At 36.2% G+C, this 25,001-nt stretch carries 22 protein-coding genes and 4 pseudogenes; 20 read left to right on the top strand and 6 right to left on the bottom strand.

All coding sequences use genetic code 11. From position 1 onward, the window contains the following. Positions 1–140 precede the first annotated feature (140 nt). The 6 genes and pseudogenes from AB8S09_RS09195 (at position 141) to AB8S09_RS09225 (ending at position 3,533) form a co-directional block, all read left to right on the top strand. Positions 141–311 (top strand): hypothetical protein, encoded by a 171-nt coding sequence (locus AB8S09_RS09195; protein WP_208936557.1) that lies wholly within the window; start codon positions 141–143, stop codon positions 309–311. A gap of 2 nt (positions 312–313) precedes the next feature. Next, positions 314–878: pseudogene (locus AB8S09_RS09200) on the top strand (ATPase). Between the two features lie 139 nt (positions 879–1,017). Further along, on the top strand, positions 1,018–1,257 hold the full coding sequence (locus AB8S09_RS09205) for a prevent-host-death protein (RefSeq protein ID WP_294182781.1): 240 nt from the start codon (positions 1,018–1,020) through the stop codon (positions 1,255–1,257). Between the two features lie 294 nt (positions 1,258–1,551). Next, a pseudogene (locus AB8S09_RS09210) lies at positions 1,552–1,926 on the top strand (DUF6884 domain-containing protein); the annotation flags it as partial. Between the two features lie 319 nt (positions 1,927–2,245). Then, on the top strand, positions 2,246–3,064 hold the full coding sequence (locus AB8S09_RS09215; protein ID WP_294182624.1) for a hypothetical protein: 819 nt from the start codon (positions 2,246–2,248) through the stop codon (positions 3,062–3,064). 277 nt (positions 3,065–3,341) lie between these two features. Next, positions 3,342–3,533 carry an IS1096 element passenger TnpR family protein gene (locus tag AB8S09_RS09225; RefSeq protein ID WP_369868998.1) on the top strand — a complete coding sequence of 64 codons (192 nt, stop codon included), beginning with the start codon at positions 3,342–3,344 and terminating at the stop codon, positions 3,531–3,533. 263 nt (positions 3,534–3,796) lie between these two features. On the opposite strand, the gene AB8S09_RS09230 is transcribed toward AB8S09_RS09225, so the two are convergent. After that, a complete protein-coding gene (locus AB8S09_RS09230; RefSeq protein ID WP_294182626.1) occupies positions 3,797–3,931 on the bottom strand; it encodes a DUF6143 family protein in 135 nt (44 codons plus the stop codon). A gap of 252 nt (positions 3,932–4,183) precedes the next feature. On the opposite strand from AB8S09_RS09230, the gene AB8S09_RS09235 reads away from it, so the two are divergent. Both AB8S09_RS09235 and AB8S09_RS09240 read left to right on the top strand, forming a co-directional pair. Continuing rightward, on the top strand, positions 4,184–4,615 hold the full coding sequence (locus AB8S09_RS09235; RefSeq protein ID WP_294182628.1) for a hypothetical protein: 432 nt from the start codon (positions 4,184–4,186) through the stop codon (positions 4,613–4,615). 135 nt (positions 4,616–4,750) lie between these two features. Next, a complete protein-coding gene (locus AB8S09_RS09240; RefSeq protein WP_294182630.1) occupies positions 4,751–4,945 on the top strand; it encodes a 50S ribosomal protein L11 methyltransferase in 195 nt (64 codons plus the stop codon). 250 nt (positions 4,946–5,195) lie between these two features. Here AB8S09_RS09240 and AB8S09_RS09245 read toward each other — a convergent pair whose 3' ends face one another. Next, complete coding sequence (locus AB8S09_RS09245; RefSeq protein ID WP_294182631.1) at positions 5,196–5,753, bottom strand: NADPH-dependent FMN reductase; 558 nt, start codon at positions 5,751–5,753, stop codon at positions 5,196–5,198. A gap of 102 nt (positions 5,754–5,855) precedes the next feature. On the opposite strand from AB8S09_RS09245, the gene AB8S09_RS09250 reads away from it, so the two are divergent. The 8 genes and pseudogenes from AB8S09_RS09250 to AB8S09_RS09285 all read left to right on the top strand — a co-directional run. Further along, positions 5,856–6,071, top strand: coding sequence for a TULIP family P47-like protein (locus AB8S09_RS09250; protein ID WP_367112692.1), 216 nt, complete (start codon positions 5,856–5,858; stop codon positions 6,069–6,071). 545 nt (positions 6,072–6,616) lie between these two features. Further along, positions 6,617–6,784 (top strand): annotated as a pseudogene (locus tag AB8S09_RS09255) (ATPase); the annotation flags it as partial. A 370-nt stretch (positions 6,785–7,154) separates the two neighbouring features. Then, complete coding sequence (locus AB8S09_RS09260; RefSeq protein WP_294182633.1) at positions 7,155–7,730, top strand: restriction endonuclease subunit S; 576 nt, start codon at positions 7,155–7,157, stop codon at positions 7,728–7,730. Beyond that, positions 7,727–10,936: a type I restriction endonuclease subunit R gene (locus tag AB8S09_RS09265; protein WP_369869000.1), complete on the top strand. Its 3,210-nt coding sequence runs from the start codon at positions 7,727–7,729 to the stop codon at positions 10,934–10,936. Before AB8S09_RS09260 ends, AB8S09_RS09265 begins: the two co-directional genes overlap by 4 nt. 74 nt (positions 10,937–11,010) lie before the next feature. Next, on the top strand, positions 11,011–12,276 hold the full coding sequence (locus AB8S09_RS09270; protein ID WP_369869001.1) for a restriction endonuclease subunit S: 1,266 nt from the start codon (positions 11,011–11,013) through the stop codon (positions 12,274–12,276). A 152-nt stretch (positions 12,277–12,428) separates the two neighbouring features. Continuing rightward, the gene (locus AB8S09_RS09275) at positions 12,429–14,018 is read left to right on the top strand and encodes a type I restriction-modification system subunit M (RefSeq protein ID WP_369869002.1); all 1,590 of its coding nucleotides are present in this window, start codon (positions 12,429–12,431) and stop codon (positions 14,016–14,018) included. A gap of 118 nt (positions 14,019–14,136) precedes the next feature. Continuing rightward, on the top strand, positions 14,137–14,382 hold the full coding sequence (locus AB8S09_RS09280; protein WP_294182642.1) for a type II toxin-antitoxin system prevent-host-death family antitoxin: 246 nt from the start codon (positions 14,137–14,139) through the stop codon (positions 14,380–14,382). Positions 14,383–14,784: 402 nt separating this feature from the next. Further along, positions 14,785–15,315, top strand: a pseudogene (locus AB8S09_RS09285) (restriction endonuclease subunit S); the annotation flags it as partial. Here AB8S09_RS09285 and AB8S09_RS09290 read toward each other — a convergent pair. The 4 genes from AB8S09_RS09290 to AB8S09_RS09305 all read right to left on the bottom strand — a co-directional run bounded on the left by AB8S09_RS09290 (position 15,312) and on the right by AB8S09_RS09305 (position 19,637). Beyond that, positions 15,312–16,238, bottom strand: coding sequence for a site-specific integrase (locus tag AB8S09_RS09290; RefSeq protein ID WP_369869003.1), 927 nt, complete (start codon positions 16,236–16,238; stop codon positions 15,312–15,314). The pseudogene AB8S09_RS09285 and the gene AB8S09_RS09290 overlap by 4 nt on opposite strands. Before the next feature lie 516 nt (positions 16,239–16,754). Next, positions 16,755–17,339, bottom strand: coding sequence for a TetR/AcrR family transcriptional regulator (locus AB8S09_RS09295; protein WP_369869005.1), 585 nt, complete (start codon positions 17,337–17,339; stop codon positions 16,755–16,757). Further along, positions 17,305–18,624 carry an amidohydrolase family protein gene (locus AB8S09_RS09300; RefSeq protein WP_294182651.1) on the bottom strand — a complete coding sequence of 440 codons (1,320 nt, stop codon included), beginning with the start codon at positions 18,622–18,624 and terminating at the stop codon, positions 17,305–17,307. Before AB8S09_RS09300 ends, AB8S09_RS09295 begins: the two co-directional genes overlap by 35 nt. Before the next feature lie 317 nt (positions 18,625–18,941). Continuing rightward, on the bottom strand, positions 18,942–19,637 hold the full coding sequence (locus AB8S09_RS09305; protein WP_294182652.1) for an acyl-ACP thioesterase domain-containing protein: 696 nt from the start codon (positions 19,635–19,637) through the stop codon (positions 18,942–18,944). A 226-nt stretch (positions 19,638–19,863) separates the two neighbouring features. On the opposite strand from AB8S09_RS09305, the gene AB8S09_RS09310 reads away from it, so the two are divergent. From AB8S09_RS09310 to AB8S09_RS09325, 4 genes are all read left to right on the top strand, one after another. After that, positions 19,864–20,550 (top strand): response regulator transcription factor, encoded by a 687-nt coding sequence (locus AB8S09_RS09310; RefSeq protein WP_369869006.1) that lies wholly within the window; start codon positions 19,864–19,866, stop codon positions 20,548–20,550. After that, positions 20,537–21,526 carry a sensor histidine kinase gene (locus tag AB8S09_RS09315; RefSeq protein WP_369869007.1) on the top strand — a complete coding sequence of 330 codons (990 nt, stop codon included), beginning with the start codon at positions 20,537–20,539 and terminating at the stop codon, positions 21,524–21,526. Before AB8S09_RS09310 ends, AB8S09_RS09315 begins: the two co-directional genes overlap by 14 nt. A gap of 82 nt (positions 21,527–21,608) precedes the next feature. Further along, positions 21,609–22,292 (top strand): ABC transporter ATP-binding protein, encoded by a 684-nt coding sequence (locus AB8S09_RS09320; RefSeq protein WP_369869008.1) that lies wholly within the window; start codon positions 21,609–21,611, stop codon positions 22,290–22,292. Then, positions 22,289–24,874: an ABC transporter permease gene (locus tag AB8S09_RS09325; RefSeq protein ID WP_369869009.1), complete on the top strand. Its 2,586-nt coding sequence runs from the start codon at positions 22,289–22,291 to the stop codon at positions 24,872–24,874. The genes AB8S09_RS09320 and AB8S09_RS09325 overlap by 4 nt, the downstream gene beginning before the upstream one ends. Positions 24,875–25,001: the final 127 nt, after the last annotated feature.

Raw genomic sequence — 25,001 nt, forward strand, 5'->3', positions numbered from 1 at the left:
TTTTACTCTATCTATTCTATTTTACACAAATCTATGAACGTTCCCGAAAATATTTAAATTCAGTTAAGTATAGCTATTTATGAGAGTGATATATTAGGGTACAATATGGTAAAAGATATATTTATCGGAGGGGAATCGTTATGGAAAAAATAAATCAGCAAAGTAGTTTGTATAAGCAGTTTCTGGGGTATTCATATGAGGATTTAAAAGAATTGTTTAAAAAATCAAAGACAAAAGAAGAACAAGATTTTTATGCTGCTTTATCGGATTTAGTGCTTCAAAGAGAGCAAAAAAAAGTGATAGGTAAATAGTAATGACTATTTATACTATATTCGCAGGAGTAAATGGGGCTGGAAAAACGTCCATATATAGATCTATTTATTATAAAAGAGATAAAAATCAAAAAAAGAATAAATACGGATGAAATGGTAGCAAGAATAGGTTCGTGGAAAGATAATAATCTTCAAATTAGATGTGCAAGAGAGGCTATAAGGCTTATAAATTATTATATTGAAAATCATATATCATTTAATCAGGAGACTACTCTTTCAGGTAAAAGCATTATCAGAAATATAAAAAAAGCGAGGCAGGAAGGGTTTTATGTAGTTATGAATTATATTGGAGTTGATAATTGCGATATAGCAAAAGAAAGAGTTAAGATTAGAGTTATGAAAGGCGGACATGGCATTTCTGAGAGAGATATAGAAAGAAGATACTATGAATCATTGAATAATTTAAAAAAGATACTAGGTATATGTAATGAAATAAATATATATGATAATACAAACGAATTTAAATATGTAGCCTATATATGCAACGGAACAGTTAAATGGCAAAGGAATACAATTCCCAACTGGAGTAGAAAGATTCTGCAATAAGGGGGTACATCTTTACGCAAAACCTAATATTTCTGCATAATTATATCGAAAGCTTGTCTACTGGCACGTGGAGTGTGTAGTAAGTATAATAAGGCAATAAGCTATTTTATAAGCATGCGTAAAGCAGAACTATAATGAAATTGCGGCTTTATGCAAATCTTTCGCTGAGCCTGTATATCTTACAAAAAAAGGTGAGGATGATTTCGTGGTTATGGATATAAAAGCATTTAACCGCCGTGAAAAAATGCTGAAACTGAGAGAAGAGTTGTTGGCTGTTGAGGAAGACCGCCCGGCTGGTCGTGTGGGAAGTGCACCAGATGAACTGGACACGTATCTGGACAGCATTATAGATGAGATAGAACATGGAAAAGAAATCTAAGCATAAAGTTATTGTTTCCAACCGTGCCCGTTATGTTTAATTGTAAGAAATGCAGGAATCATAGCATCTGAGTGATAAAGTTATCTGAAATATTATCCAGTAATTTAATAAATATTTTAAATAATGTATAATGAAACAAGGAAATATGATTTTTATTTATAAATGTAAAGGTGGAGATATATCATGAAAATTGCTCTAATTTCTTGCACAAGTAAGAAAAAACAATATAAATGTAAGGCATCAGAACTTTATTTGGAGAGTCCGAGATTTGCTCTTGCATAAGAATATACAAAGAAAAACAGTGATAAAGTATATATTTTATCGGATAAGTATGGCTTGATTCCTGAAAATGAAATAATAGAATCTTATAATGAGACTTTTAGAGATAAATCTATATCTGAAAGAAAAGAATGGTCTTTAAAGGTTTTGAAGGATTTACAAAGCAAATTCTCATTGAGAGATGATGAATTTTTAATTTTGGCAGGAACTGTTTATAATGAATATCTGCTTGAGCATATTAATAAATATGAATTACCTTTAAAAGGTAAAAAATTAGGACAGTGGATATCAGCACTGAAGATCCTATTGAAAAAGGAAAGTGATGGAGGTGTATCATCAGATAATTATTGCTTTTTAGTCCATCAGATTTTTAATAAGATGCCCGTTTAAACTGGACTGATATTAATGATATTCCTTTTAATAATGAAATTTAGGAGTCAGTTAGGGTGAGCAATCATCTTAATTGGCTTTTTTGCTTTTTACATATAGATAATTTTATTGTTACTGACAGTCTATGTCATTATGATCGTATATAATATATAAATGCTGAGGACAGGGGTATGGCGTGAATTATGAAGATATGGACAAAAAACACTTATTAGATTTTTGATAAAAAATTGATGCTATTTTCCAATTTAAAAAAGATGCTGATGAAAATAAATGAGGAAAAGAAATTTATGAATTATCTTAAAAAAGCGAGGTGAACAAAATGAAGAAAGTTATTATTGGGATTATCACATTATTGGTTATTGCTGCAGGTGGTTGTGGTTATTACTTTGATATATATTTACCGCGTGAAAAAGCTGTTACTCAGTTTGATACTGCAAAGAAAAAAGTTGAAACAAAGAATGAGAAATTGCAAATATTAATTGATAATTCTGGAAAGTTGATAAATTCTAAGAAAGAAGCCTATGATACATCGACATTGGATAAGCTAAAATTGGCTGATGACAGTGCCAAGAAAGCATTAGTATCTATTCCCAAAATTCCTAAAAAGATTGATGCAATCGAAAAAGCTACCAAAGAATTAGAAAAGCCAATTGACTATTCAACACAAATTAGTGAATTGAAATCAGCTAGCGAATCATATGAAAACAGCGTGAAGCAGCTTAAACAAATTACGAATCCAACAAGTGGTTTTGTAATTCAAAGATTGAAGGAAGTACCTTCAATCACAGGGACACAAGCAGCAACAGAAAATAACGATCCAAACGGTAATCTTAATAAACAAGGTGGATATACTGCTGCAGTTTATTTCACTGACAAAGATGTAATTGAAGAAGTGGATGGCAAAGATATTGTTGGTAAAGGAACTGATGCAGGTGGATGTATTGAAGTTTATCCAACTAAGAAAGATGCAGAAACTCGTAACGCTTACCTGGCAGCGTTTGATGGAGCAGAAATGTTTAATTCTGGTTCTCACGAAGTACATGGAACAGTTGTGATCAGAACCTCAACCAATCTAACAGCGGCGCAACAAAAGGATTTAACAAAACAAATTCTTGACAAGCTGATTGAGTTGAAATAGTTTATATCAAGAGCGATGGGTCGGTGTTCGACTACCGGTTTATCCCGTGATTGGAAAAGGTCGGATAGTATTTCCATATCTTCTTCAACGGTATCTGATGAATAAACTCTGCCTGCCTTTATATTGTTCATACCTTTGTTAATTTCAGTATCAAATTGTTTTTTGGTAAGTGAACCAAAAGCAACCGGAGCATTTGCAGGCAGTTTCATTTCAAATGGAATACCGCGCTGAAGTACAATTTGTCTTAAAAACATTCCTATAGCATTAGACATATGATATGGGAGATAACTGGAAGCACGAAATCCAGCTTATAAATGTAATAGATGAGTATGATAAGGAATCACCATATTTGCTAGAGGCAAGCGGCCAAACACTACCGGAGGATGTGGGAGGGGGGATGTTGCATATAATCCCCAAGTACTCCAAGGCAGCTGTTATCAAAGTTTTCCTTGGCGTTTTTTCATACTAGCACCATATAACTCTAGGACGCTTTTCCCAATCACTTAATTCTATAGTCCAATACCCCGACCATTCCTTCATTCCTTCATATTCTTGGGAGTTAGGATTCATCATAATTTCATGAAAGTCAATAAATCCTGGTACCTGCCGGCGGGCAAATGAATTTTCCATCCTCTTCCGACACGATGGTCGTTTCAGCAGAGGTCGGATTACTGTGTTTGATGGACTTTGCATATTCGTCAGTTTCGCCTTTCCTGACGTCGTTGTATTCAGTCAGACCTGAAAAGAAAATGGAATTTCGGTAACATTGCCAACGGTAAAAACATTTACGAAAAGTAATACTTCAGAATTGCAGGGATTGAAAAGTCCGGCCCACGCATATATGTCTCCATTAGCAGCTTTTATCATTTATATATAAGTAAATGAATTCAAATACTTAATATCCCAATCATATGCTAACCACTGATTATGATACATTGCTTAAAGAAACAACTATTAAATTTGGACGTAATTTTTTCATTTTACTTACCTAAGCAAAAAAGCCTGCCTATTCACAAAAAATTGGTCTATTAGTTATAAATCATTAACAATGTTGACACTCAAATGCAATAATTATTCATTAATATTAGGAGTATACTATAGGAATGGAGATAATTTATTATGAAACTTAAAGGCAAAAAAAGGTCAAGGAAATTTTCTATTTCAGTTATTCTATACACTGTTTCCATAGTCGTAGCGGTTATAGGAATTGCACTATTAGTTAATAATATCATATTTTTTAGAACTACTGTTAATAACTATGTGGCACAGGGATATTCCTCTGCTGACGTTATTAAACAATTATTACTATCTCAACTGCTTCCTGGAATATTTGAACCAATTGCCGTATATGGAGGCATTTCAGTTGTTCTATTATCTATGGGAATAATTAATAAAAAAGTTTCAAAATACCTGGCACTGTTAGATAAAGGAGATACCTGCGATGTTACTGCTGAGAAAAATATTTCGAAGACAAATACTGAGCCTGTAGAAAATTCAGAAGCAAATAAGCAGATCGAATTTACCGAAGAGGCTAATATCAATAAAGCTTGATATACAATGATCTAAAAATTCCTTAGATAGACAAAACTATCTAAGGAATAAAATATCACGTTATTAATTAAAGAACAGTAATATTTTTATTACGTTAAGCTCGGTAAACTACACCGTAGGGACAAGATGATTTCCATGATTGATTGGAAAGGGTATGAAAAGGTTCTTGATATCGGTACCGGGCGAGGTCTTTTAATGATTGGTGCTGCCCAAAAATTGACTGTGGGAAAGAGCATCGGCATTGATATTTGGAATCCGGGAGATATGCACAGCAATACTTATCAAAGATGGATGAAAGAAAGCCTGCCAGGAAACAGCGATCATTACTGATAAATCACACATAGAAAAATATGGTAAAATTTTCACAATGGAAGGGTTATCAGTGAAATTTTTTTACTTTTCTTTTGACGGCTCACTCCGCAGGATTGTAAAAGCGGTCAAAAAGTGAAGCTTATACATATTAATGCGGTAAATGTCAAAGAAAACATCCTTCTAAAGAAATAGCTTTTATCATTAAAATGCTCTTCTTAAAGTGACAGATTTTTATTTTTTAATCTGTAACTTTAGGGAGAGCATATCATTAATTATATCTTTCAATCAATTCTACAAAAGCATCAATGATTTTTTGGAAAAATTTCAAGGTATCATTATTTGTAATTTTTCCATTTTTATCAATTAATGAATTAATGTGACCAATATAAGCTTCAGGCTGTTGTAATGTTGGCATGTTTAAAAATACCAAAGATTGACGTAAATGATGATTAGCACCAAAGCCGCTAATTCCACCAGGTGAAACACTAACGATAGCAGCAGGCTTTTTGTCCCATACACTATGACCATAAGGACGCGATCCAATATCCAAAGCATTTTTTAATACGGCAGGAACAGAACGGTTATATTCGGGTGTTACAAACAATATGGCATCAATTGATTGTATAGTTTTTCGAAATGTCTTCCAAGATTCGGGAACATGGTTTTCATCATCAAAATCTTGATTATAGATAGGTAGATCGTCAAGCTTAATGAATTTAACATTATAATTTTCCGGGAAAAGAGGTGCTAATGTTTCAGCAACAAGTTTGTTATAAGATTTCTTTCGTAGACTTCCGACAAGAATACCAATATTCTTGCTTGGCATAATACCATCTCCTTAGTATGATACAAAATATATTATTTATATTATATCACGTACCTGTTAGGAAATTGTTTTGAAGTATTAAGAAACAAAATATATTAATTGATGTGTCAAGCTGTGACGCGTGAACTGCCTGGTATAATTTCCATGGTAAAAGTTGCCACTAATCAGGTAAAATGGCCATTTTGTCAGGATAATGCATTCATGCTAACGGATATTCAATACTCCGGAACAGTTATAGATGATAACAAAGTCTGCCTAAGGGATTCTTTTCTGCAGGAGAGTTATTTATTTACGGTGCAAATAGTTTTCCATGATTAAAGCATTAAAAGAGAAAATTAAATAAAATTGGATTTAACAAAAAATTGAATAGAGAATATGATTAAATCATTAGAGGTATGTAAATTGTGATTTGCTCAAAATAGTGAATTTTATGATCTTGAGTTATATAACTTAAAGGATATAGATAAATATCTGTGACAACCTGAAAAAGAAAAATTCCCGAAGAAGTATGAATAGTTATAGGAGAGGTGTCCTGATTGCAGATACAAAAGATAAGAATTTTGTCCACTTTATTGACTTATTAATTTGTGCCTTTTCCTTTATTTTATATTAGCATCAATAGAAAGATTGAGCATGTATCAAAATGGTTGAAAAAGTTATTGCTCTCCAATAAAGAAAAGTGAGATTTCTGGAAATTTAAATTCAATTAAGTACAGCTATTTATGGGAATACTATATTAGGATACAATATAGTAAAACATATATTTATCGGAGGGGAATCGTTATGGAGAAAATAAATCAGCAAAATAACTTATATGAACAATTTTTAAAATATTCGTATTGGGATTTAAAAGAACTATTTAAAAGGGCAAAAACAAAAGAAGAATAAATACAGATGAAATGGTAGCAAGAATAGGTTCATGGAAAGATAATAATCTTCAAATTAGATGTGCAAGAGAGGCTGTAAGGCTTATAAATTATTATATTGAAAATCATATATATGCAATGGAACAGTTAAATGGAAAAGAAATATAATTCCCAATTGGAGTAGAAAGATTCTGCAATAAGGGGTATATTTTTACGTAAAAATATGCTTTGTTGAAAAACTATAAGGGCGTTTTTGCAAGATTGTATAGAGTATTTGACATGTTCTAATGAAAGCCACTTAAATCAGTGGCTTTCAGCATTTTTGTTTAAATTAATGCTTAATAGTAAAAATGCACCAGAGGTGTGTAAAAGGGTGTAAGGTATGTTGACTTTTAGCAGAAGTAATTAGTGAAAAATAATCAAAGCGTAAAATGTAATTTTTAAAAATTACATTTTTATAGTTGCAATAAAATCTCACTTGTGATATGATTACATCATAGCAAATAAAGTTAATTTTAGAAAGGCACAATATTTTATGAAAAAGTTGAGTGAATTAGTTGGATTAGTAAGTGGATCGCCTCAGTTTAGAATTACTGAAGTGTTTGATGAGAAAACACCGCTTTTTACCTATTATAGTCAAACAGATTTAACAGATGATCTGGTAGGTATTGTTTCAAAGGGTGCGGACAATAAACAAGTTAGAACCAATGACAAAGTAAGTACCCTATGCGATGGTGATGTGGTGTTTAGTTTAATCACGGGAATTGCAGCAATGGTAAGAAAAGAACACGAGGGATATCTTTATACGCAAAACTACGTTAAGTTGTTACCTGGCAATAACATTGATCCGAAGTTCTTGGTTTATCTCATTAATGAAAACAAAACAATCAAGAAACAGTTTGTATTGGGACTGCAGGGTTCGCAAGTTTTAAAATATACTCTCAGGCAGCTTAAAGAACTTGAAATACCGAATATACCTTCCATAGATAAGCAAAAAATTATAGGACAAGTCTATTTTAATCAGTTGAGGTTGCAGGCCCTTAAAAATAGGGCAGCAGAACTTGAAACAAAAATCATATTATCCAAGTTAGAGGAGGCAGGTGGAAAATGAATGAAGAGCAATTTGAAACTGAATTAATACAATATATTACCAGTGGAACCATAACTAAACCTGAACACCTGGAAGGAATCAGCAACTTTATGGTTAGTGAAAAATCTGCTGATTACTGTGTGAAAACAAAGTTGTGGAAGTATGAACCAAAAATTAAAACTACAGACCAGCTTTGGGATAACTTCAAAGAAATTCTTGAGAGGCACAATCAAAGTACACTTGATCATCCGCTAAGTACTGTTGAATTTAATCAAGTTAAAAAGATTATATCTGATATTCAAACACCATATGAAGCTGGACAATTTTTATATGGACTCAATGGTGTATCGCAAATCGAAATTGATTTAGATGACGGTCGTCACGTGTTTTTAACGGTTTTCGATCAAAAGCAAATTGGTGCTGGAGATACAGTTTATCAAGTAGTTAATCAAATTGAACGTCCTGCAGTTATTGCCGGGAAACAAAATCGTCGTTTTGATACTACACTTCTTATTAATGGTTTGCCTATCATACAAATTGAAGAAAAACGTGATACGCATGATGTCAATGAAGCACTGAATCAAATGCATCAATATTCTGAAGAAAATCAATATCGTGATATTTTTTCCACCTTGCAAATATTGGTGGCAATTACGCCAAATAACGTGAAGTATATGGCTAATACCACGCCGGATAAGTTCAATAAGGACTTTGCTTTTAACTGGCAGCGTAAAAGTGATAATACCATTGTTCGTAATTGGAAAGAGTTTGCGGATTCAATGCTAAGTATTCCAATGGCACATCAGATGGCTACTAATTATATGATTTTGGATGGCACAAAAAACAAACAAATGTTAAAAGTAATGCGTCCATATCAGGTATACGCCACTCAGAATGTAATTGAAAAATTAAAGAAAGTTGATTTTGAACTGGGTACAAATAAAGTAGGTTATGTTTGGCATACCACTGGTTCCGGCAAAACCATAACCAGTTTTAAAACAGCATGGCTTGCAAGCCGCATGCCCAAAGTTGACAAAGTTGTCTTCGTAGTGGATAGAATTGCTTTAACGAAACAGACAAATGAAAATTACAGGGCCTATGACCCGGATGCTGGTGAAGATATGATTGGAAGTGTTCAAGATACCAATAATACTACTGATTTAAGCCGTAAATTAAAGAGCAAAGATAATAGTATCATTGTTACTTCTGTTCAAAAACTTGATACTTTAGTGAAACGTAAATCTTTTAAAGCACCTGATAAAAATATTGTATTTATCGTGGATGAGGCACACCGTTCAACTGGCGGCGAAAGTTTTGCAAAGATACAAAAGGCTTTTAAGAAATCCGCCTGGGTTGGTTATACAGGAACACCCATGTTTGATGAAACTACCAGCGGTTTGCGAACTGAAGACATTTTTGGACCACTGCTACATGCCTATACTATTCGTGAAGCAATTGCAGACAGAAATGTTTTAGGTTTTAAAGTGGATTTTGAAACAACCATTGATGAAGAGCAAATGAAAACCAAATATCTGCCAAATTTCTACCGGGAACGCTATCCGAAGTGGACTGAACAACAGATTAAAGAGAAGATCAATAATCTAAGTCAGGAAGATATGGATGACGCAGTTGAACCAAGCTTTTATGATGAAAATCCGGATCATATCAAGTTAGTAGTTGAAGATATTTTCAAGAACTGGAGAAATCGTTCAAATGAAGGTAAATATAATGCCCTCTTTACCACTCATGTTGGTGGCGGGAAAGCCAGTACTCCAATGGCAATGATGTATTTTAGTGAATTTCAGCGAGTAAATGATGAGAATAGGAAAAATGGTGGTCAGACATTAAAAGTAGCAGTTACATTTAGCCAGAACTCATCCAATAATGATAGCATGCTTGTCGCCAATCAAGGTTTATATGATGCTATAAAGGCCTATAACAAAGAATTTGGTACAAGCTTTGGCATGGATGATGTAGCTGGATATACACAGGATGTTACTAGTCGTTTGAATAAAACTGCTACGGATAAGAACTTCCTGGATATTGTGATTGTGGTAGATCAGCTTTTGACTGGATTTGATGCACCGGAACTTAATACACTTTATGTAGATAGAACACTTAAAGGAGCCGGACTTATTCAAGCCTATTCAAGGACAAATCGTATTGCTGACATGCAGGAAAAACCCTGGGGGCGTATTGTGAACTATCGCTGGCCTGCTCAAAATGAGAAGCTGATGAATGAAGCTCTCGCAATTTATGCCAATAAAGATTCAGCAATTTTATCAGAAAATGAGCGGCGTAAATCCAACCAAAAAGATGGTATTATCGCTAAACCCTTTGAAGATATATTTAATGAAGTCAAAGAGGCTGTTCAGAAATTAGATGGCTTAACTGATGAGTTTCAGCAATTACCACCTTCTGAGAAGCAAAAAGAAGATATGTTTGATTTGCTGCGTGATTATAATGCCGGTGTGGCTAAATTAAAACAATATACACCTAAAGAAGTTGATGGAAATGCAGTAGGTTTCAATTACGACAATCCTGATGAATTAGTTGAAAAATTAGGCATGACAAGCGCTCAAGAAACCATGCTTACCACAGTTTTAACCAACGAGCTTAAACAGTATATGGCAAAGAAAAAGAAAATTCCTTTTGATCAAATTGAGTTAAGAATGACCCACGTCAAGGATGTGAAAATAGATTATGATTATTTAACTGAATTGGTGGAACAATTATTAAACCAGGTGCATGAGGGCAAAAGTCAGGAAGCGCAAGCTACGAAAGAGAAAATTGATCAGTTTGCCACTGGTTTGGAAGACAGAAATTACGCTGCGAAGATTATGAATGCAGCAATTGCTATTATCAAAGGGCATTTTCCACCGGAAGGTTATAATCTTAAATATCCAGTAAAATTGAGAGATAGTGAACAAATTATTCAAGCAGCCAACAATGTCAGCCTTGATAGAATGTTCCTGGATTTTCGAGTGAAGTGGGGAATTACAGATATTATTACAAGTGCCCAGATGCGTGAATTATTTAGTCATCATCGTTATGATATGCAGGATTTGGATGATACTGGCCAAATCCGGGATATAATTGCCAAAGCAAGCAGGGATTATAAGACGTTGGCACATGATGAAAAGATACAATCTTTGTCTAAAATCAGGTATCGTAATGGTTTGCGTAAAGCCATTTATGAATTGGCCGATGAGCATGCTGAAAGCTAATTTATATCTAATAAAACTTTAAAATTAATTATTGAACTGCTAATTATCAATTGACAGTTAAGATAGGAGATAAAATGGATAAAAATAAAGCAAATGTACCTAAAATAAGATTTCCAGGATTTACCGACCCTTGGGAACAGCGTAAGCTAGGTGAGGTTGCTGAAATTATTGGTGGAGGCACTCCTAGTACGGGCAATCCTAAATATTGGGATGGTGACGTAGACTGGTATTCTCCTGTAGAGATTGGTAAACAAATTTACGTTGATAATAGCCAAAAGAAAATCACTGAACTTGGATTGCAAAAGAGTTCAGCAAAAATTTTACCAGTTGGCACTGTGTTGTTTACATCACGTGCTGGTATCGGAAACACTGCTATATTAGCAAAAGAAGGATGTACTAACCAAGGTTTTCAATCTATCGTTCCGCATAAAGATGAGTTAGATAGCTACTTTATTTTTTCTCGTACTCACGAATTAAAACAGTACGGTGAAACAAATGGAGCTGGATCTACGTTTATGGAAATATCCGGTAAACAAATGGCAAAGATGCCGATTTTGATTCCAAGTATGGAAGAACAAGATAAAATTGGCGATTTTTTCGAGAAGCTTGACAATCTTATCACCCTTCATCAGCGTAAGTTAAATCACTTGAAGGATAAGAAGAAAGGTTTGTTGCAAAAAATGTTTCCGAAAAATGGCGAAGATTTTCCTGAACTTCGTTTCCCGGGATTTACTGATTCTTGGGAACAGCGTAAGCTAGGAGATGTCATGAATATAATTACAGATTATGTTGCAGCAGGTTCATTTGCAGATATAGCTAAAAATGTACAATATGATAGCAATCCTAGTTATGCGCAATTAGTAAGAACTGTAGATATAAAGAAAAAATTTTGTAATAATGGTTTTGTTTATATTGATAAAAAAGCGTTTGAATATCTTTGGCGAGTTAATCTTGATGAAGAGTGTATAATTCTTCCTAATATTGGAGCAAACATTGGAGAAGTATACTATTTATCACCAGTTGACCTCCCTTACAAAAATAATGTTTTGGGACCTAATGCGATTCTATTGAAAACTACTGAGAATACAAAATTAATTTATACATTATTTCAGACAGAGTATTTTCAAAATAAATTATCACTAATTGTGGCATCAAGTGGTCAACCTAAATTTAATAAAACAGAATTAAAACAAATAGATTTAGTATTACCTAATATAGAAGAGCAAGAGTGTATTGGAGAGTTTTTCTCCAACTTCGACAATCTTATCAACCTTCATCAACGTAAGTTAAATCATTTGAAAGAACAAAAGAAAGCATTACTACAACAGATGTTTATATAAACAGAGTTCTTTGTTTCAGGTGTTTTTTTGACACCACCTGAAGTTTAGAAATCGTTATCCAGGAGTGTAGCTGCCCTTATCTGTCACTTTGGCAGTATTAGGGCAGGTAGCTATCGGATGAAATAATTTGAAAAGAGAAAGGAATTAAGACAATGAGCAATAATATGCAAACAATTACTAGTAAACTTTGGGCTATGGCAAATGAACTGCGCGGCACAATGGATGCGTCGGAGTACAAAAACTATATCCTGTCATTTATGTTTTACAGATATCTTTCGGAACATCAAGAACAGTATTTGGTAAAAAATAATGTTATTGACGCTGCAGAGGGAGAATCTATCAATGATGCTTATCTAAAACAAGCGGCAGGTGTAGATTTGGCTGACTATTTACAAGATATTTCATCAAGTTTGGGATATGCAATTGCGCCGAATGATACATGGAAGTCTTTGATTAATAAAATTAATGATTCACAGGTTATTCCCAGCGACTATCAAACTATTTTTGATAACTTTAATAAGAATGCGGAATTAAATAAAGAAGCGGTGAAAGATTTCCGCGGTATATTCAACGATATTAACCTGGGAGATACACGTCTTGGAAGTTCTACAAATGAACGTGCAAAATCACTTAACAATGTAGTTAAGTTAGTGGATGAAATTGAATACAAGGGAGATGATGGGAAAGACATTCTAGGTGAAATCTATGAATACTTAATCGGTAAATTTGCTGCAAGTGCTGGTAAAAAGGGTGGGGAATTTTATACACCTCATCAAGTAAGTAAGATTTTGGCTAAAATAGTCACGAGTGGTGTAGAAAAATCGAATGAATTTTTCAATGTATATGACCCGACAATGGGCTCAGGTTCCCTGCTGCTTACTGTTGGACAAGAATTGCCTGATGGTACTCCTATAAAGTATTTTGGTCAAGAGCTGAATACAACAACATATAATTTGGCCCGTATGAACTTGATGATGCACAATGTGTCTTATAACAATATGACATTAAACAATGCTGATACTTTGGAAAACGATTGGCCGGATGGGCCAGACGAAAATGGGATTGACCACCCGCGCAGTTTTGATGCAGTGGTCGCAAATCCACCGTATTCTGCGAAATGGGATAATGATAAAACCAAGTTAAAAGATCCGCGTTTTAGCGATTATGGGAAATTGGCACCAGCCTCAAAAGCAGATTATGCTTTTGTATTACATGGTATATATCATTTAAACAACACTGGCACGATGGCTATTGTTTTGCCTCACGGTGTGCTGTTTCGTGGTGCAGCAGAGGGCAAAATCCGTCAAACTCTGATTGAAAAAAATTATCTCGATGCGGTTATTGGTCTGCCGGCTAACTTATTTTATGGGACAAGTATACCGACAATCATTTTAGTATTTAAGAAGAATCGTAAAACGAAAGAGATATTATTTATTGATGCAAGTAGTGATTTTGAAAAGGGGAAGAATCAAAATAACTTAAATGATGAAAATATAGATAAAATCATCAATACATTTAAAGAACGTAAAGATGTTGATAAATATGCTCACGTGGCATCAATTGAGGAAATCAGGGAAAATGAGTTTAACTTGAATATTCCACGTTATGTTGATACTTTTGAAGAAGAAGCTCCAATTGATTTGGAAGAGGTAAATAAGCAATTAAAGCAAGACAATAAGGAAATCGCAGAACTCGAAGCAAAGATTAATGAACAATTGAAGATTTTAGGTGTAAAAATTTAGATTTGCTGGTGGTGGGAACAGTGTGAGTTAGATGTGATTTTAAATTTTATATAAGTAGGATATTTTTATCCTACTTATGGTATAATATAAACATATTATAGTATTAGGAGGAGTTTCAATGCTGATAAATACTAAAAAGATAGTTTCAATGTCAGAGGCTAACCAGAATTTTTCTAAAGTAGCCAAGATGGTTGATGAGGACAAATCGGTAGTTATTATGAAAAATAACAAGCCCAAATATGTAGTTTTGGACTTTGAAGAATTCACTAAAGAAGCTGTATCTGAAGAACAGACCCTTGATAGGACTGCAGATAAAATTCTTGAAGAAAATATAGAAGCTTTTAAGGAACTGGCTGATAGATGAAATATATATCTTTGGAATATATAATAAAATTGCATGATAAGATGATAGATATTACAGGTGGATCAAAAGGAATTAGTCGATTTAGGTGTGGATATAGCATCCGGAAAGTTAAATCAGAAAGATATAATATCCTGGATAGAAAATCATAAATAAGTATTTACTTTTTTATGGTAGGTGCTTATTATTTATGCCTGAGAAAATGATGATACCATGAATTCCACAATGCTTATGGAGACAGTTAAACGGCTAAACGAATTTACAAGTATGATTATACCCAATTATGATATCTGTCTTTTAATTGATATTGCAAAATATAAGAAACCAGAAGCTCCTGCTGATATAATTAAAAATTGGATCTGGAGCTAATGCGTTTACTTTCTCACACTTGCTTGGGAACAGCGTAAGCTTAAGGAAGTTCTTGATTTGCTTAAAGATGGCACTCACGGAACTCATAAAGATGTTGATTATGGTGTGTACTTGCTTAGTGCAAAAAACGTTAAAAATGGGAAAATCTTTATTGATGAAACGGATAGAAAAATATCTGAGGAAGAATATAAAGCAATTCATAAAAATTTCAGTTTGAAAAGAGGAGATGTCCTTTTAACTATTGTTGGTTCTATTGGAGAAACTGCAATTCTTAAAAATCCTGTGGGTATAACGTTTCAACGTAGTGTTGCATACCTTAGACCGAATGATGAGATTACATCAGAATTTCTCTTTACGACAATCAAGACTGAAAGATTCCAACGTGAATTAAAGAATAGACAAGTAGTATCTGCTCAACCTGGAATTTATCTTGGTGATTTATCAGTAATTCCAATTCAGATACCAAATGAAGCTGAACAGAAGAAAATTGGTGAGTTTTTTAGTAACATAGATGACCTTATCACCCTTCATCAGCGTGAGTCATTTTTGATAATGATTCCTTGTTAACTTAGCCCTGACAATGAACGCATAATTAAATCTACGTCCTTATTTTGAAGTTCCTGAATAATATGTAAATAGGTTTTTTGGGTTGTTGTCATACTAGCATGCCCCAACCTTCTTGCGACACTCGCAATTGATACACCAGCAAATAACAAAAGGGAGGCATGGGTGTGGCGTAATCCGTGAATTGAAATTACTGGAACCTTTGCATTTTTACAGTGTCTTGTTAATATATTATTAACAGTTGAATTATATACTTTGTTTTTTGTAAATATAGGTTTATCTTCCGGCAATCCCTTTAGTAATTCAGAAAACTGAATTACTGTTTGCCAGTCTATTTCTACTTTGCGTACAGAGGATTGATTTTTTGTCGGAAGAAAGCCGCCGCTTCCTTTATAATTCCATGTTTTACTGATTGAAAGAATCTGATGTGAAAAATCAAAATCTTTAGGTGTAAGTGCTAATGCTTCTGAAAAGCGCATCCCGTTTTTTGCAACTAATAGTATGAACCAATCCCAGCTTACTTCAGACTTTAAATCAAGATTGCTTAATAGAGTATGCAGCTCAAACTGATTCAGGTACTTTGTTTTTTTATACCTTGGAGTTTTTCCCTTAATTATTGCTTTTCGCGTAGGATCCCTATCAATTAGACCTTCATCCACTGCATCCAAAATCGCAGCTTTTAATTGATGATGAAAATCCATCGTTGTTTGACGCTCATGCCATGCAGCATAGTCATTAAGTAATTGTTGGTAGGTTATACGATTCAAATCGCAAATTATAAGGTCTGGAATAAGTTTTTCAAGCCACTTTTTCGTCATAAGATATTTATCCATAGTCACTTTTCTTACAGCACCATCTTTGTAGACTGTAATCCATTGCCCATAATATTGGTAAAATAGATCAGTTTCTTTTACTTTTTCTAACATTATTAATTCCTCCCTTTGATTTATCGAAAATTGCCTCACGCTGATCATTTAAATGAGATATTGCTTGCTTAATTCTTTTTGAAATAATTAGTGTGTGCATAAATCAATAATTGGAAAAACGCACCTATTTTCTTAGTATAACCATATATTAGAATTTAGTAGTTAGTATTTTACCTCAGCGTTATTCTTAACAGGTATCTTAACCGAGGTTGGAGGTCTGCATCTAGTAATCACCGCACTAAAGGAAGCAAGTAAAAGAGGAATAGTGAAAAAGCATAGCCTTACTTATTGGATTGGCTCAATTAATGAAAGAATATATATAAACCTGCATATTTGCATAATAATATAAACTAGCAGAATTCCAAGGAGCTGTCGCATTAGCATAAAAAACAAGCTAACGCGGCAGCGTTTTTTTGTATTCAGGATATCACAGATTTTACCTGTAGTTCTGAACTACCATTTTTTTCATTGCAGAGAACTCAATTACATTTTTATAATGTACTTTAAGCATAGATTTTAGGTAATTTTAATACCATTGATGAAATATTTAAGGAGTTTTGTAGTTGCATCATCAATATGTTCAATTGATTCATCCTTTAAAAGGCCCAATATAATGTAATTTAATGATTTGGACATTAAAAGTGTATCTGTGTCCGGGCGAATTAAGCCCAGAGTTTTTCCTCGATTTAAATAGTCAGCTATATTTTGGGTCAATTTATTCATGCAGCTGCTAACCAATTCCTTGATTTTGGGGTATTCTTTGAAAAGGCTTCTTAACTGCGGTGTACCAAATTCATTGAGAAGGTCACAAAAGGCTTCACAAAGTGAGTTAATAGCCGAGAAAAAATCTGCATCAGAACATATAATCCCTTCTATTTTCTTTTCATGACCTTCTAGAATCTCTTCAATTACTTCTGAAATTAAAATTTCTTTGTTTACTATAATTCTATATAATGTATCTTTTGCAATGTTTGCTTCTTCACATATCATGTCCATTGTCCAGCCTTTGGCACCATAAGTCTTAATCAATTTACAGGTTGCCAGGCGGATCCTGTGTCTAAATTCTTCATTGTTTTTTTTCACTATTTTTACTCCTTTCATAGACGATATTACCATTTATTATAACAGATTTGATCTTGTCAATAGATGCAATATTATTTTCCAGATTGGAGTCGATAATTAGCATATCAGCTCGCTTCATCGGTTCTATAGAACCAATCTCCTTTTGCATTCCAAATACTTTTGAAGAGTTTAAAGTAGAAGCTTTAATTGTCTCAGTCAAAGATAATCCAGCTTTCATGAGCAATTCTATCTCACGGGTCGGTGTATTATGGAGAGAAAAGCCCAGCGCGGAGTCCGTTCCCATTGCTACAATTCCTCCCAATGCAATATATCTTCTGACATTTTCAAGTTGAATTGCAGAAACTTCTTCAAGTTGGGATTTAGGAAGTTTTACAAAGAAATCTCCAATAGGTTTGTTCGGATTACCATGGGTATATGCTTCCGTAAAATTACGCATATTTACTTTAATTTTTTCGTTAACAGCCGGATCATAGTCAGGCCTGAAAATCCATCTTTCTTTCAAACCTGTTACAATCAAGTCTACAAGGCTTAATGTAGGAACAAATATTATTCCTTTTTCTATCATTATTTCCAGTACATTATTATCGGCAATTCCGTCAAATGCAGCGTGATGTATACTGTCTACTCCACATTTTGCAGCCTGCTCATAATCTTTAATGTATGTGATATGTGCGCATACATTAAGACCATAGCTGTGGGCCTCATCTGTAAGACATCTTAGCTCTCTATCTGTCCAGTTTACCTGCGGTCTATTATCAAAAGTTCTGCTGACCACAGCTGTTTTGATTACAGACACTCCTTTTTTATAGAGTTTCCGCACATTCCGTTTAATTTCATCTAATCCGTCACATTCAATCACCGATCCCATCTTATAAAACTTTTGCGGCATATATTCCTGTGGGTAACCTCCTTTACAGGTTAAAATAGAAATTGCATTATAAATTCGCGTTTTAGATCCAATTAATCTTTCTAAATAGGGAGCTATATTGGCAGAACCCAAATCAAGGACAGAGGTTACTCCTCCTTTTGATATTTCAGATAAATTTCTTTTTAGCTGGTGCAAATTGAATCCTACTTCGATTCCAAAGCCTCCGCAGTTCATAACGTGCTTGTGTGAGTCAATTAAACCCGGTATAATTGTACAATTTCTTGCATCAATTATGGGGATGTTCGGGTCAATCAGTGAAGAGTTTCTTTCAATTCTGGCAATATGATGATTCTTAACGATAACTATAACATCTTTCAATGGTGGTTTACCGGTACCGTCAATTAGTACTCCGCATCTAATTCCATAAAAATTCATTGAATTTCCTCCTATAATCAAACTAATCAAACTAAAATATATCGTTTGGTTTGATTATAATGTACTTTTTTATCAATGTCAATGTTTTTGATAACAAGTACTTTGCCATGGGCGTCCGTGATTTTATCCATCGAACGGAGCAGGGGTTCAATCTTTCCTTTGTTGAGTTCTCTCGATCTAATGAAAAGCCTCTCGATGAAAGGGATCGAATCTTCACGGCCTTTTGTGGGTTCAAGTTCCAAAATACTCTGCAGCTTTATATCCAGGTGATATTTTCTTTTCTTCTAGTATAGGTCATAAATTCATGTTTTCTAGATTTACTTTAATATGATTTGGATTTTGGCTAGAAGTTGTTCTTGATTCATGAATTTGTAAAAAACTTTATGAGCCGCTGATTCACGTGCAATGTCTAGTACCATTCCTTCTTTGACTGGTTTAATATAATTAACGGTAATTTGTTCAATTTGACTAACCTGTTCTGAGATTAAATCCAGATAGCGGGCATTATTCATATGCCCATAGTTATCAATATCCCGTCCTAAAACAGTGTATTGATGGATTTCTTCCTTTGCAGCCAATGGCAACTGGATTTTTTCCCGCAAAACATGGCATTTCATATTTGGATCGATAATTTTGGATACTGGAAAATCCCTTGACAAACTGACTAAATTGTTATTTGAACGATCAACGACAAAAGCATCTTCTGTTTGTGTGGCTAACAATTCGTTCACATCATTTAAAATCTTAACTAACCGCGTAAATTTTCTTCTATTGGCATCGATAATGAAAGACTGAATAATTAGTTTATCAGATAAAAATGGCGGCTTCAAAATTTTAACTTTTTGATCGGATACAAAAAAACCGATGTTGGCATTTAATTTAGGCAGTTTCTGCAGAATTGATTGCATATGCACCCATCCGACATCTTGAAATTTATCAATCAAGGATCCTGGCTTTATTTCAGAATTATAACCGACCTCTGACAAAAAAACTTCACTTTGACATTCTAACATTATAAAATATCCTCCTAAGATATTGCAAATTGCAATATCTATAAATTATAAATTTATTATAGATCTAAAATGTCTGTATGAAGAAAAGTGAAATTCTTGGAAATTTAAGTTCAGTTAAGTATAACTATTTATGGGAGTAATATATTAGGGTACAATATAGTAAAAGATATATTTATCGGAGGGGAAAGCGTTATGGAAAAAGTAAAACAAAGGATGGTGAAAATAAATGAAACGGATATTTTTGGTTGAAGATGATAAGGAAATCGCCAGAAACCTTGTCCTTTTGCTCCATTCAGAGGGATTTACAGTAACTCACGCTGCTACGCGGGATGACGCCCTTGCCGCACTTGCAGCAAATAAATTTGACTTGGCGTTGATTGATATTTCTTTGCCTGATGGAAATGGATTTACAGTTTGCACGGAAATCAAAGAAACACAAGATTTTCCCGTTATCTTTCTGACGGCCTCCGGCGATGAAGCAAGTGTTGTTACCGGGCTGAACATAGGTGCGGACGACTATATTACCAAGCCCTTTCGTCCGCGTGAACTGATCGCACCAATTAGGACAGCTCTGCGAAAAAGTGGACGTCCTCCATCGGCTTTTGAAATCTGTGGGCTTTATGTCGATATGGCAAGTGGTGTTGTGAAAAAGAACGGCAGTGAGATTTTTCTTTCAGCCTTAGAATATCGCTTGCTGCTGGTATTTATTAGCAACCCCGAAAGTATTATCACGAGGAGCAGGCTGCTTGATGAATTGTGGGATGCTGCAGGCGAGTTTGTCAATGACAATACATTGACTGTGTACATTAAACGCTTGAGGGAGAAGATAGAGAACGATCCGGCAAACCCGCAAATAATTCTGACCGTTCGCGGGATGGGATATAGATTGGGTGACATGTATGCTTCAAAATAGAGAGTTTCGGCAGCTTGCCATTTTGTTCTCCTTAATAACTGCCTCCGCTGTGACGCTGGGATTTGCAATCAACAGATTGGCTGGAATTCTTGCTATTGCTTCCGCTGCCGCCTTTGGAGCAGCGTTTTTTGCGTTTACCAAAGCCCAATATGAAAGTATTGTGCGGATTTCAGATCAGATCGATATTGTGCTTCATAATGCCGACCGTCTGTATATTGGCGAATCGGAAGAGGGCGAACTTTCCATTCTGCAAAGCGAGATAACAAAAATGACGCTGCGTATCCGGGAGCAAAACGACGCACTAAAAAAAGAAAAAGAACGTCTTGCCGATTCGCTGGCCGACATAGCTCACCAGCTCCGCACCCCTCTCACATCGGTAAATCTCATTCTATCACTGTTGGAGAATAATCCTGACGAAAATAAACGGAAAGCATTGATACGGGAGATGAAGGAGTTGTTTTTACAAATGGATTGGCTGCTTACTTCCCTGTTGAAATTATCCCGCCTGGATGCAGGCATTGTTGTTTTCCAAAGCGAGCAGGTAGATGTGAACACTTTAATAAACGCCGCGCTTCACCCGTTCTTGATCCCAATGGAGCTGCACGATATTGCTCTGCAGATAGACGTGCCGAAAGGGATAATTATTCAGGGCGATTCTGCTTGGTTTTCGGAAGCAATTCAAAACATCATCAAAAATTGCGTGGAAAGTGCAGGCGATAACGGGAAGATTGAGATTGTCTGCAGATCCAACCCGCTGTTTACCAAGATTGTCGTACACGACAGCGGCGCGGGCTTTGAAAAAGAAGATTTACCCTTCCTGTTTGACAGGTTCTATTGTGGAAAAAATACAGCTGCCACAGGATATGGTATTGGATTGGCTCTTTGCAAGATGATTATAACACGGCAGGGAGGTACGATTACTGCCCAAAATCATCCGCAGGGCGGTGCGATATTTTCCATTCGTTTCCCAAAGTGACGAATCTCTCACCTGAAAGTCACAGAGATGTAAGTTGAAAGTTCTATTATATGGGTAGACTGTGAAAAAGGAGGATCACATAATGGAGTTTTTAAAAACAGAAGATTTATGCAAGATCTACGGTAAGGGCGAGAACCAGGTTACCGCACTTGACCATGTTTCGCTTACAATTGAAAAAGGAGGATTTACTGCAATCATAGGCTCCTCCGGTTCCGGTAAATCCACATTGCTTCACATTATCGGCGGCGTGGATGTGCCGACAAGTGGAAAGGTGTATTTGGACGGGCAGGATGTATATGCTCAAAGCAATGAAAAACTTGCCATATTCCGCAGGAGGCAGGTTGGACTGATTTACCAGTTTCACAACCTTATTCCAACTCTGAATGTGGTGGAAAATATCACTTTGCCTATTCTGATGGACAAACGAAAAGTCAATGAGGAACGGTTGAATGAATTGTTGGATTTGCTTGGGCTAAAAGACCGTAAAATGCATTTGCCCAATCAGCTTTCGGGCGGACAGCAGCAGCGTGTTGCTATAGGACGCGCTTTGATGAACGCCCCGGCGGTCATGCTTGCCGACGAACCGACCGGCAGTTTGGACAGCAAAAATGGACATGAAATCATCAAACTGCTGAAAGAAAGCAATAAAAAATACAATCAGACTCTTATCGTCGTCACACATGATGAAAACATTGCTTTACAAGCGGACCGCATTATCGGCATATCGGACGGCAAGGTAGTGCGGGATGAGAAGGTGAGATCATGAATATTTTTAACAAGGTCACCCTGCAAAGTATGAAAAAGAGCCGCACACGAACGATTGTAACAGTGATCGGAGTTGCCTTGTCCACTGCGATGATTACGGCAGTTGCCACCTTTGGCGTTTCCCTGCTGAACTATATGGCAAACGGTGCGGCCCAGAAATACGGCGGCTGGCATGTGGAGTTTCCGAATGTTGATTCTTCTTTTGCAGCGAAACAGGTAAGTAACGACAAAGTTGCAAGCACCGCAACATTTGAAAATATCGGTTATGCAAAACTTGATGGCGTGAAAACCCCCAACAAACCGTATCTTTTTATAGCCGGATACGGAAAGAAAACTTTTGATACCTTGCCCATAACCCTGGTTTCTGGCAGGCTGCCGAAAACCAGTGGGGAGGTTCTTGCTTCGGGGAGCATTGCGACAAGGGGCGGCGTTAAATTTGCGGTGGGCGATACGATTTCCCTGTCTGTAGGAAACCGCATGGATGGAAACAAGAAATTGGGTCAGAATAATCCGTACACATCGGGAGATGAAACTTTTGTTCCGCAGGACAAGAAAACCTATACGGTTGTAGGTATCTGCCAAACACCCGCTTTTGAGGAATCTTCCGCGCCGGGATATACCTTGATAACGAAAGCTGGTACACAAGATAAAGTGGATAGCTTCAGCCTGTTTGTCACGCTGAAAAATCCGCGGGAGGTTCATTCTTATGCAAGCAGTGTAGCTGGAAGCCGTGCTTATGTCTTGAATAATGATGTGCTGCGCTTCATGGGTCTTTCTGACGATAACGTATTCAACGTGCTTCTGTACTCCATCGGGAGCATTGTGGTTGCCATCATCATGCTTGGCTCGATTTTTCTGATTTATAATTCGTTCAGCATATCAATGAACGAATGCACACATCAGTTTGGGATTCTCTCGTCGGTAGGGGCCACCGAAAAGCAACTGCGAAATTCGGTGCTGTTTGAGGGGCTTTGCATTGGTGCGGTTGGCATACCGATCGGTGTGATTGTCGGCATCGGCAGCATGGGGCTTGTACTTTCCGTTGTTGCCAAAAGTTTTGCAAACATTCTTTACAGCAATGTCCATTTAACTTTGACGGTGTCTACCCCTGCGATCGTTACCGCGGCGGCAGTCAGCATGGTCACTGTTTTGATCTCGGCCTATATCCCGGCCCGCAAGGCCGCCAGAACTCCGGTGATGGAGTGTATTCGCCAGACGAACGAGATCAAAATCGAATCCAAAGCCGTGAAAACTTCAAAGCTCGCGGAGCATATTTACGGCCTGGAAGGTACTCTTGCGTTAAAGAATTTTAAAAGAAACAAGAGATCCTATCGCAGCATTGTGCTGTCACTTGTTTTAAGTGTAGTGCTGTTTATATCGACCAGTGCTTTTGTAACAGATTTGAAACAGGCGTCGGAGAGGGCAGAAGTGTTCACTACCTATGACATCGGTTTTGGCACACAGGATATGGACGATAGTAAAATGCTGCAGCTTTATGACAAATTAAAAACTGCTGATGGTGTTACCAAAAGCTCATATCAAATTGTTATGAAATATTTATGCACTGTCAAAGCAAGCAATCTTTCAGATGATTACTGGAAATCTGCAGGGGCACATTCGCCGGACGAAACAGTGAGTCTGCCAATGACAATCCAGTTTTTAGATGATAACACCTATCTGAATATTATCAAAGGCTTGGGATTGCCCGCAGAGAAATATACCGGGCAAAATGCAAAAGTGATCGCCGTTGCCAAAATGCAGGGCCGCAGCAATCGGATGGAGGAGCTTGATCAGTTTAGTGATATGTTCACGAGTCCTTCCATGAGGTTTACCATCACTCCAGAAATAAACGGCGAGCCGAAAAAGGAACAAGGGCAAAATGTAAGCATTACGTTTGTCGCGACCGTTCCGCCTGATACACCGCCAATGGCAGGAACCTCCGGGCAGCGGCCATATACTTTTATGGTGATGGCTCCATATTCGCTCAAGGAGAAACTTGCGCCCTTCGATACCTCGCCGGATATCATTGTGAAGGGAATGACCTTTCAGTCGAAGAATCCTTCACAGTCGACGGCTGAAATGGAAACTATGATTCAGGGTGCGGGAATTACGGACGAATACAACCTGTACAATATGGATAAAATACTTGATCAGAACCGCAATATGATATTTATTGCCAACGTATTTGCTTATACTTTTATCATTATGATTTCGCTGATTGCGGTTGCCAATGTGTTCAACACGGTTTCCACGAATATCAAGCTGCGCCGGCGGGAGCTTGCCATGCTGCGCTCTGTGGGGATGTCCGACCGCGATTTCAATAAAATGATGCGTTTTGAATGCGCCTTGTATGGTATGAGGGCACTGCTTGTCGGGCTTCCTCTGGCAATCATCTTTTCCTGGCTGATCTACAAAGGGATGGTCATCGGCGGGGCGGAAAATATCGATTTTGTATTTCCGTGGTTCAGTATGGGAATCAGCGTGTTCAGTGTGCTTCTTGTCATCTTTATCACTATGATATATGCCGTCAGCAAGATCAAAAAAGAAAATATAATTGACGCACTTCGGGATGACATGGATTGATTCAAAATTCTCTTCTTGGGCTGTGTCACGAGCAATCATGTTTGCACCTTATTCAGCAAAACGCAGCGCAGTCCCGGTTCAATTTATTTAGTTACCTTTGCCCGTAAATAACTATTATACAGAAGGC

The sequence above is a fragment of the Clostridium lapidicellarium genome, assembly GCF_041224415.1.
Taxonomy (GTDB): Bacteria; Bacillota; Clostridia; order Clostridiales; family Clostridiaceae; genus Clostridium_B; species Clostridium_B lapidicellarium.

What these genes read in the sequence shown, in the direction of transcription:
- AB8S09_RS09195 (WP_208936557.1), top strand. Translation starts at nt 141, where the DNA reads ATGGAAAAAATAAATCAGCAAAGTAGTTTGTATAAGCAGTTTCTGGGG.
- AB8S09_RS09215 (WP_294182624.1), top strand. Translation starts at nt 2,246, where the DNA reads ATGAAGAAAGTTATTATTGGGATTATCACATTATTGGTTATTGCTGCA.
- AB8S09_RS09225 (WP_369868998.1), top strand. Translation starts at nt 3,342, where the DNA reads ATGGGAGATAACTGGAAGCACGAAATCCAGCTTATAAATGTAATAGAT.
- AB8S09_RS09230 (WP_294182626.1), bottom strand. Translation starts at nt 3,931, where the DNA reads ATGATAAAAGCTGCTAATGGAGACATATATGCGTGGGCCGGACTTTTC.
- AB8S09_RS09235 (WP_294182628.1), top strand. Translation starts at nt 4,184, where the DNA reads ATGAAACTTAAAGGCAAAAAAAGGTCAAGGAAATTTTCTATTTCAGTT.
- AB8S09_RS09240 (WP_294182630.1), top strand. Translation starts at nt 4,751, where the DNA reads ATGATTGATTGGAAAGGGTATGAAAAGGTTCTTGATATCGGTACCGGG.
- AB8S09_RS09245 (WP_294182631.1), bottom strand. Translation starts at nt 5,753, where the DNA reads ATGCCAAGCAAGAATATTGGTATTCTTGTCGGAAGTCTACGAAAGAAA.
- AB8S09_RS09250 (WP_367112692.1), top strand. Translation starts at nt 5,856, where the DNA reads ATGTGTCAAGCTGTGACGCGTGAACTGCCTGGTATAATTTCCATGGTA.
- AB8S09_RS09260 (WP_294182633.1), top strand. Translation starts at nt 7,155, where the DNA reads ATGAAAAAGTTGAGTGAATTAGTTGGATTAGTAAGTGGATCGCCTCAG.
- AB8S09_RS09265 (WP_369869000.1), top strand. Translation starts at nt 7,727, where the DNA reads ATGAATGAAGAGCAATTTGAAACTGAATTAATACAATATATTACCAGT.
- AB8S09_RS09270 (WP_369869001.1), top strand. Translation starts at nt 11,011, where the DNA reads ATGGATAAAAATAAAGCAAATGTACCTAAAATAAGATTTCCAGGATTT.
- AB8S09_RS09275 (WP_369869002.1), top strand. Translation starts at nt 12,429, where the DNA reads ATGAGCAATAATATGCAAACAATTACTAGTAAACTTTGGGCTATGGCA.
- AB8S09_RS09280 (WP_294182642.1), top strand. Translation starts at nt 14,137, where the DNA reads ATGCTGATAAATACTAAAAAGATAGTTTCAATGTCAGAGGCTAACCAG.
- AB8S09_RS09290 (WP_369869003.1), bottom strand. Translation starts at nt 16,238, where the DNA reads ATGTTAGAAAAAGTAAAAGAAACTGATCTATTTTACCAATATTATGGG.
- AB8S09_RS09295 (WP_369869005.1), bottom strand. Translation starts at nt 17,339, where the DNA reads ATGAAAGGAGTAAAAATAGTGAAAAAAAACAATGAAGAATTTAGACAC.
- AB8S09_RS09300 (WP_294182651.1), bottom strand. Translation starts at nt 18,624, where the DNA reads ATGAATTTTTATGGAATTAGATGCGGAGTACTAATTGACGGTACCGGT.
- AB8S09_RS09305 (WP_294182652.1), bottom strand. Translation starts at nt 19,637, where the DNA reads ATGTTAGAATGTCAAAGTGAAGTTTTTTTGTCAGAGGTCGGTTATAAT.
- AB8S09_RS09310 (WP_369869006.1), top strand. Translation starts at nt 19,864, where the DNA reads ATGAAACGGATATTTTTGGTTGAAGATGATAAGGAAATCGCCAGAAAC.
- AB8S09_RS09315 (WP_369869007.1), top strand. Translation starts at nt 20,537, where the DNA reads ATGCTTCAAAATAGAGAGTTTCGGCAGCTTGCCATTTTGTTCTCCTTA.
- AB8S09_RS09320 (WP_369869008.1), top strand. Translation starts at nt 21,609, where the DNA reads ATGGAGTTTTTAAAAACAGAAGATTTATGCAAGATCTACGGTAAGGGC.
- AB8S09_RS09325 (WP_369869009.1), top strand. Translation starts at nt 22,289, where the DNA reads ATGAATATTTTTAACAAGGTCACCCTGCAAAGTATGAAAAAGAGCCGC.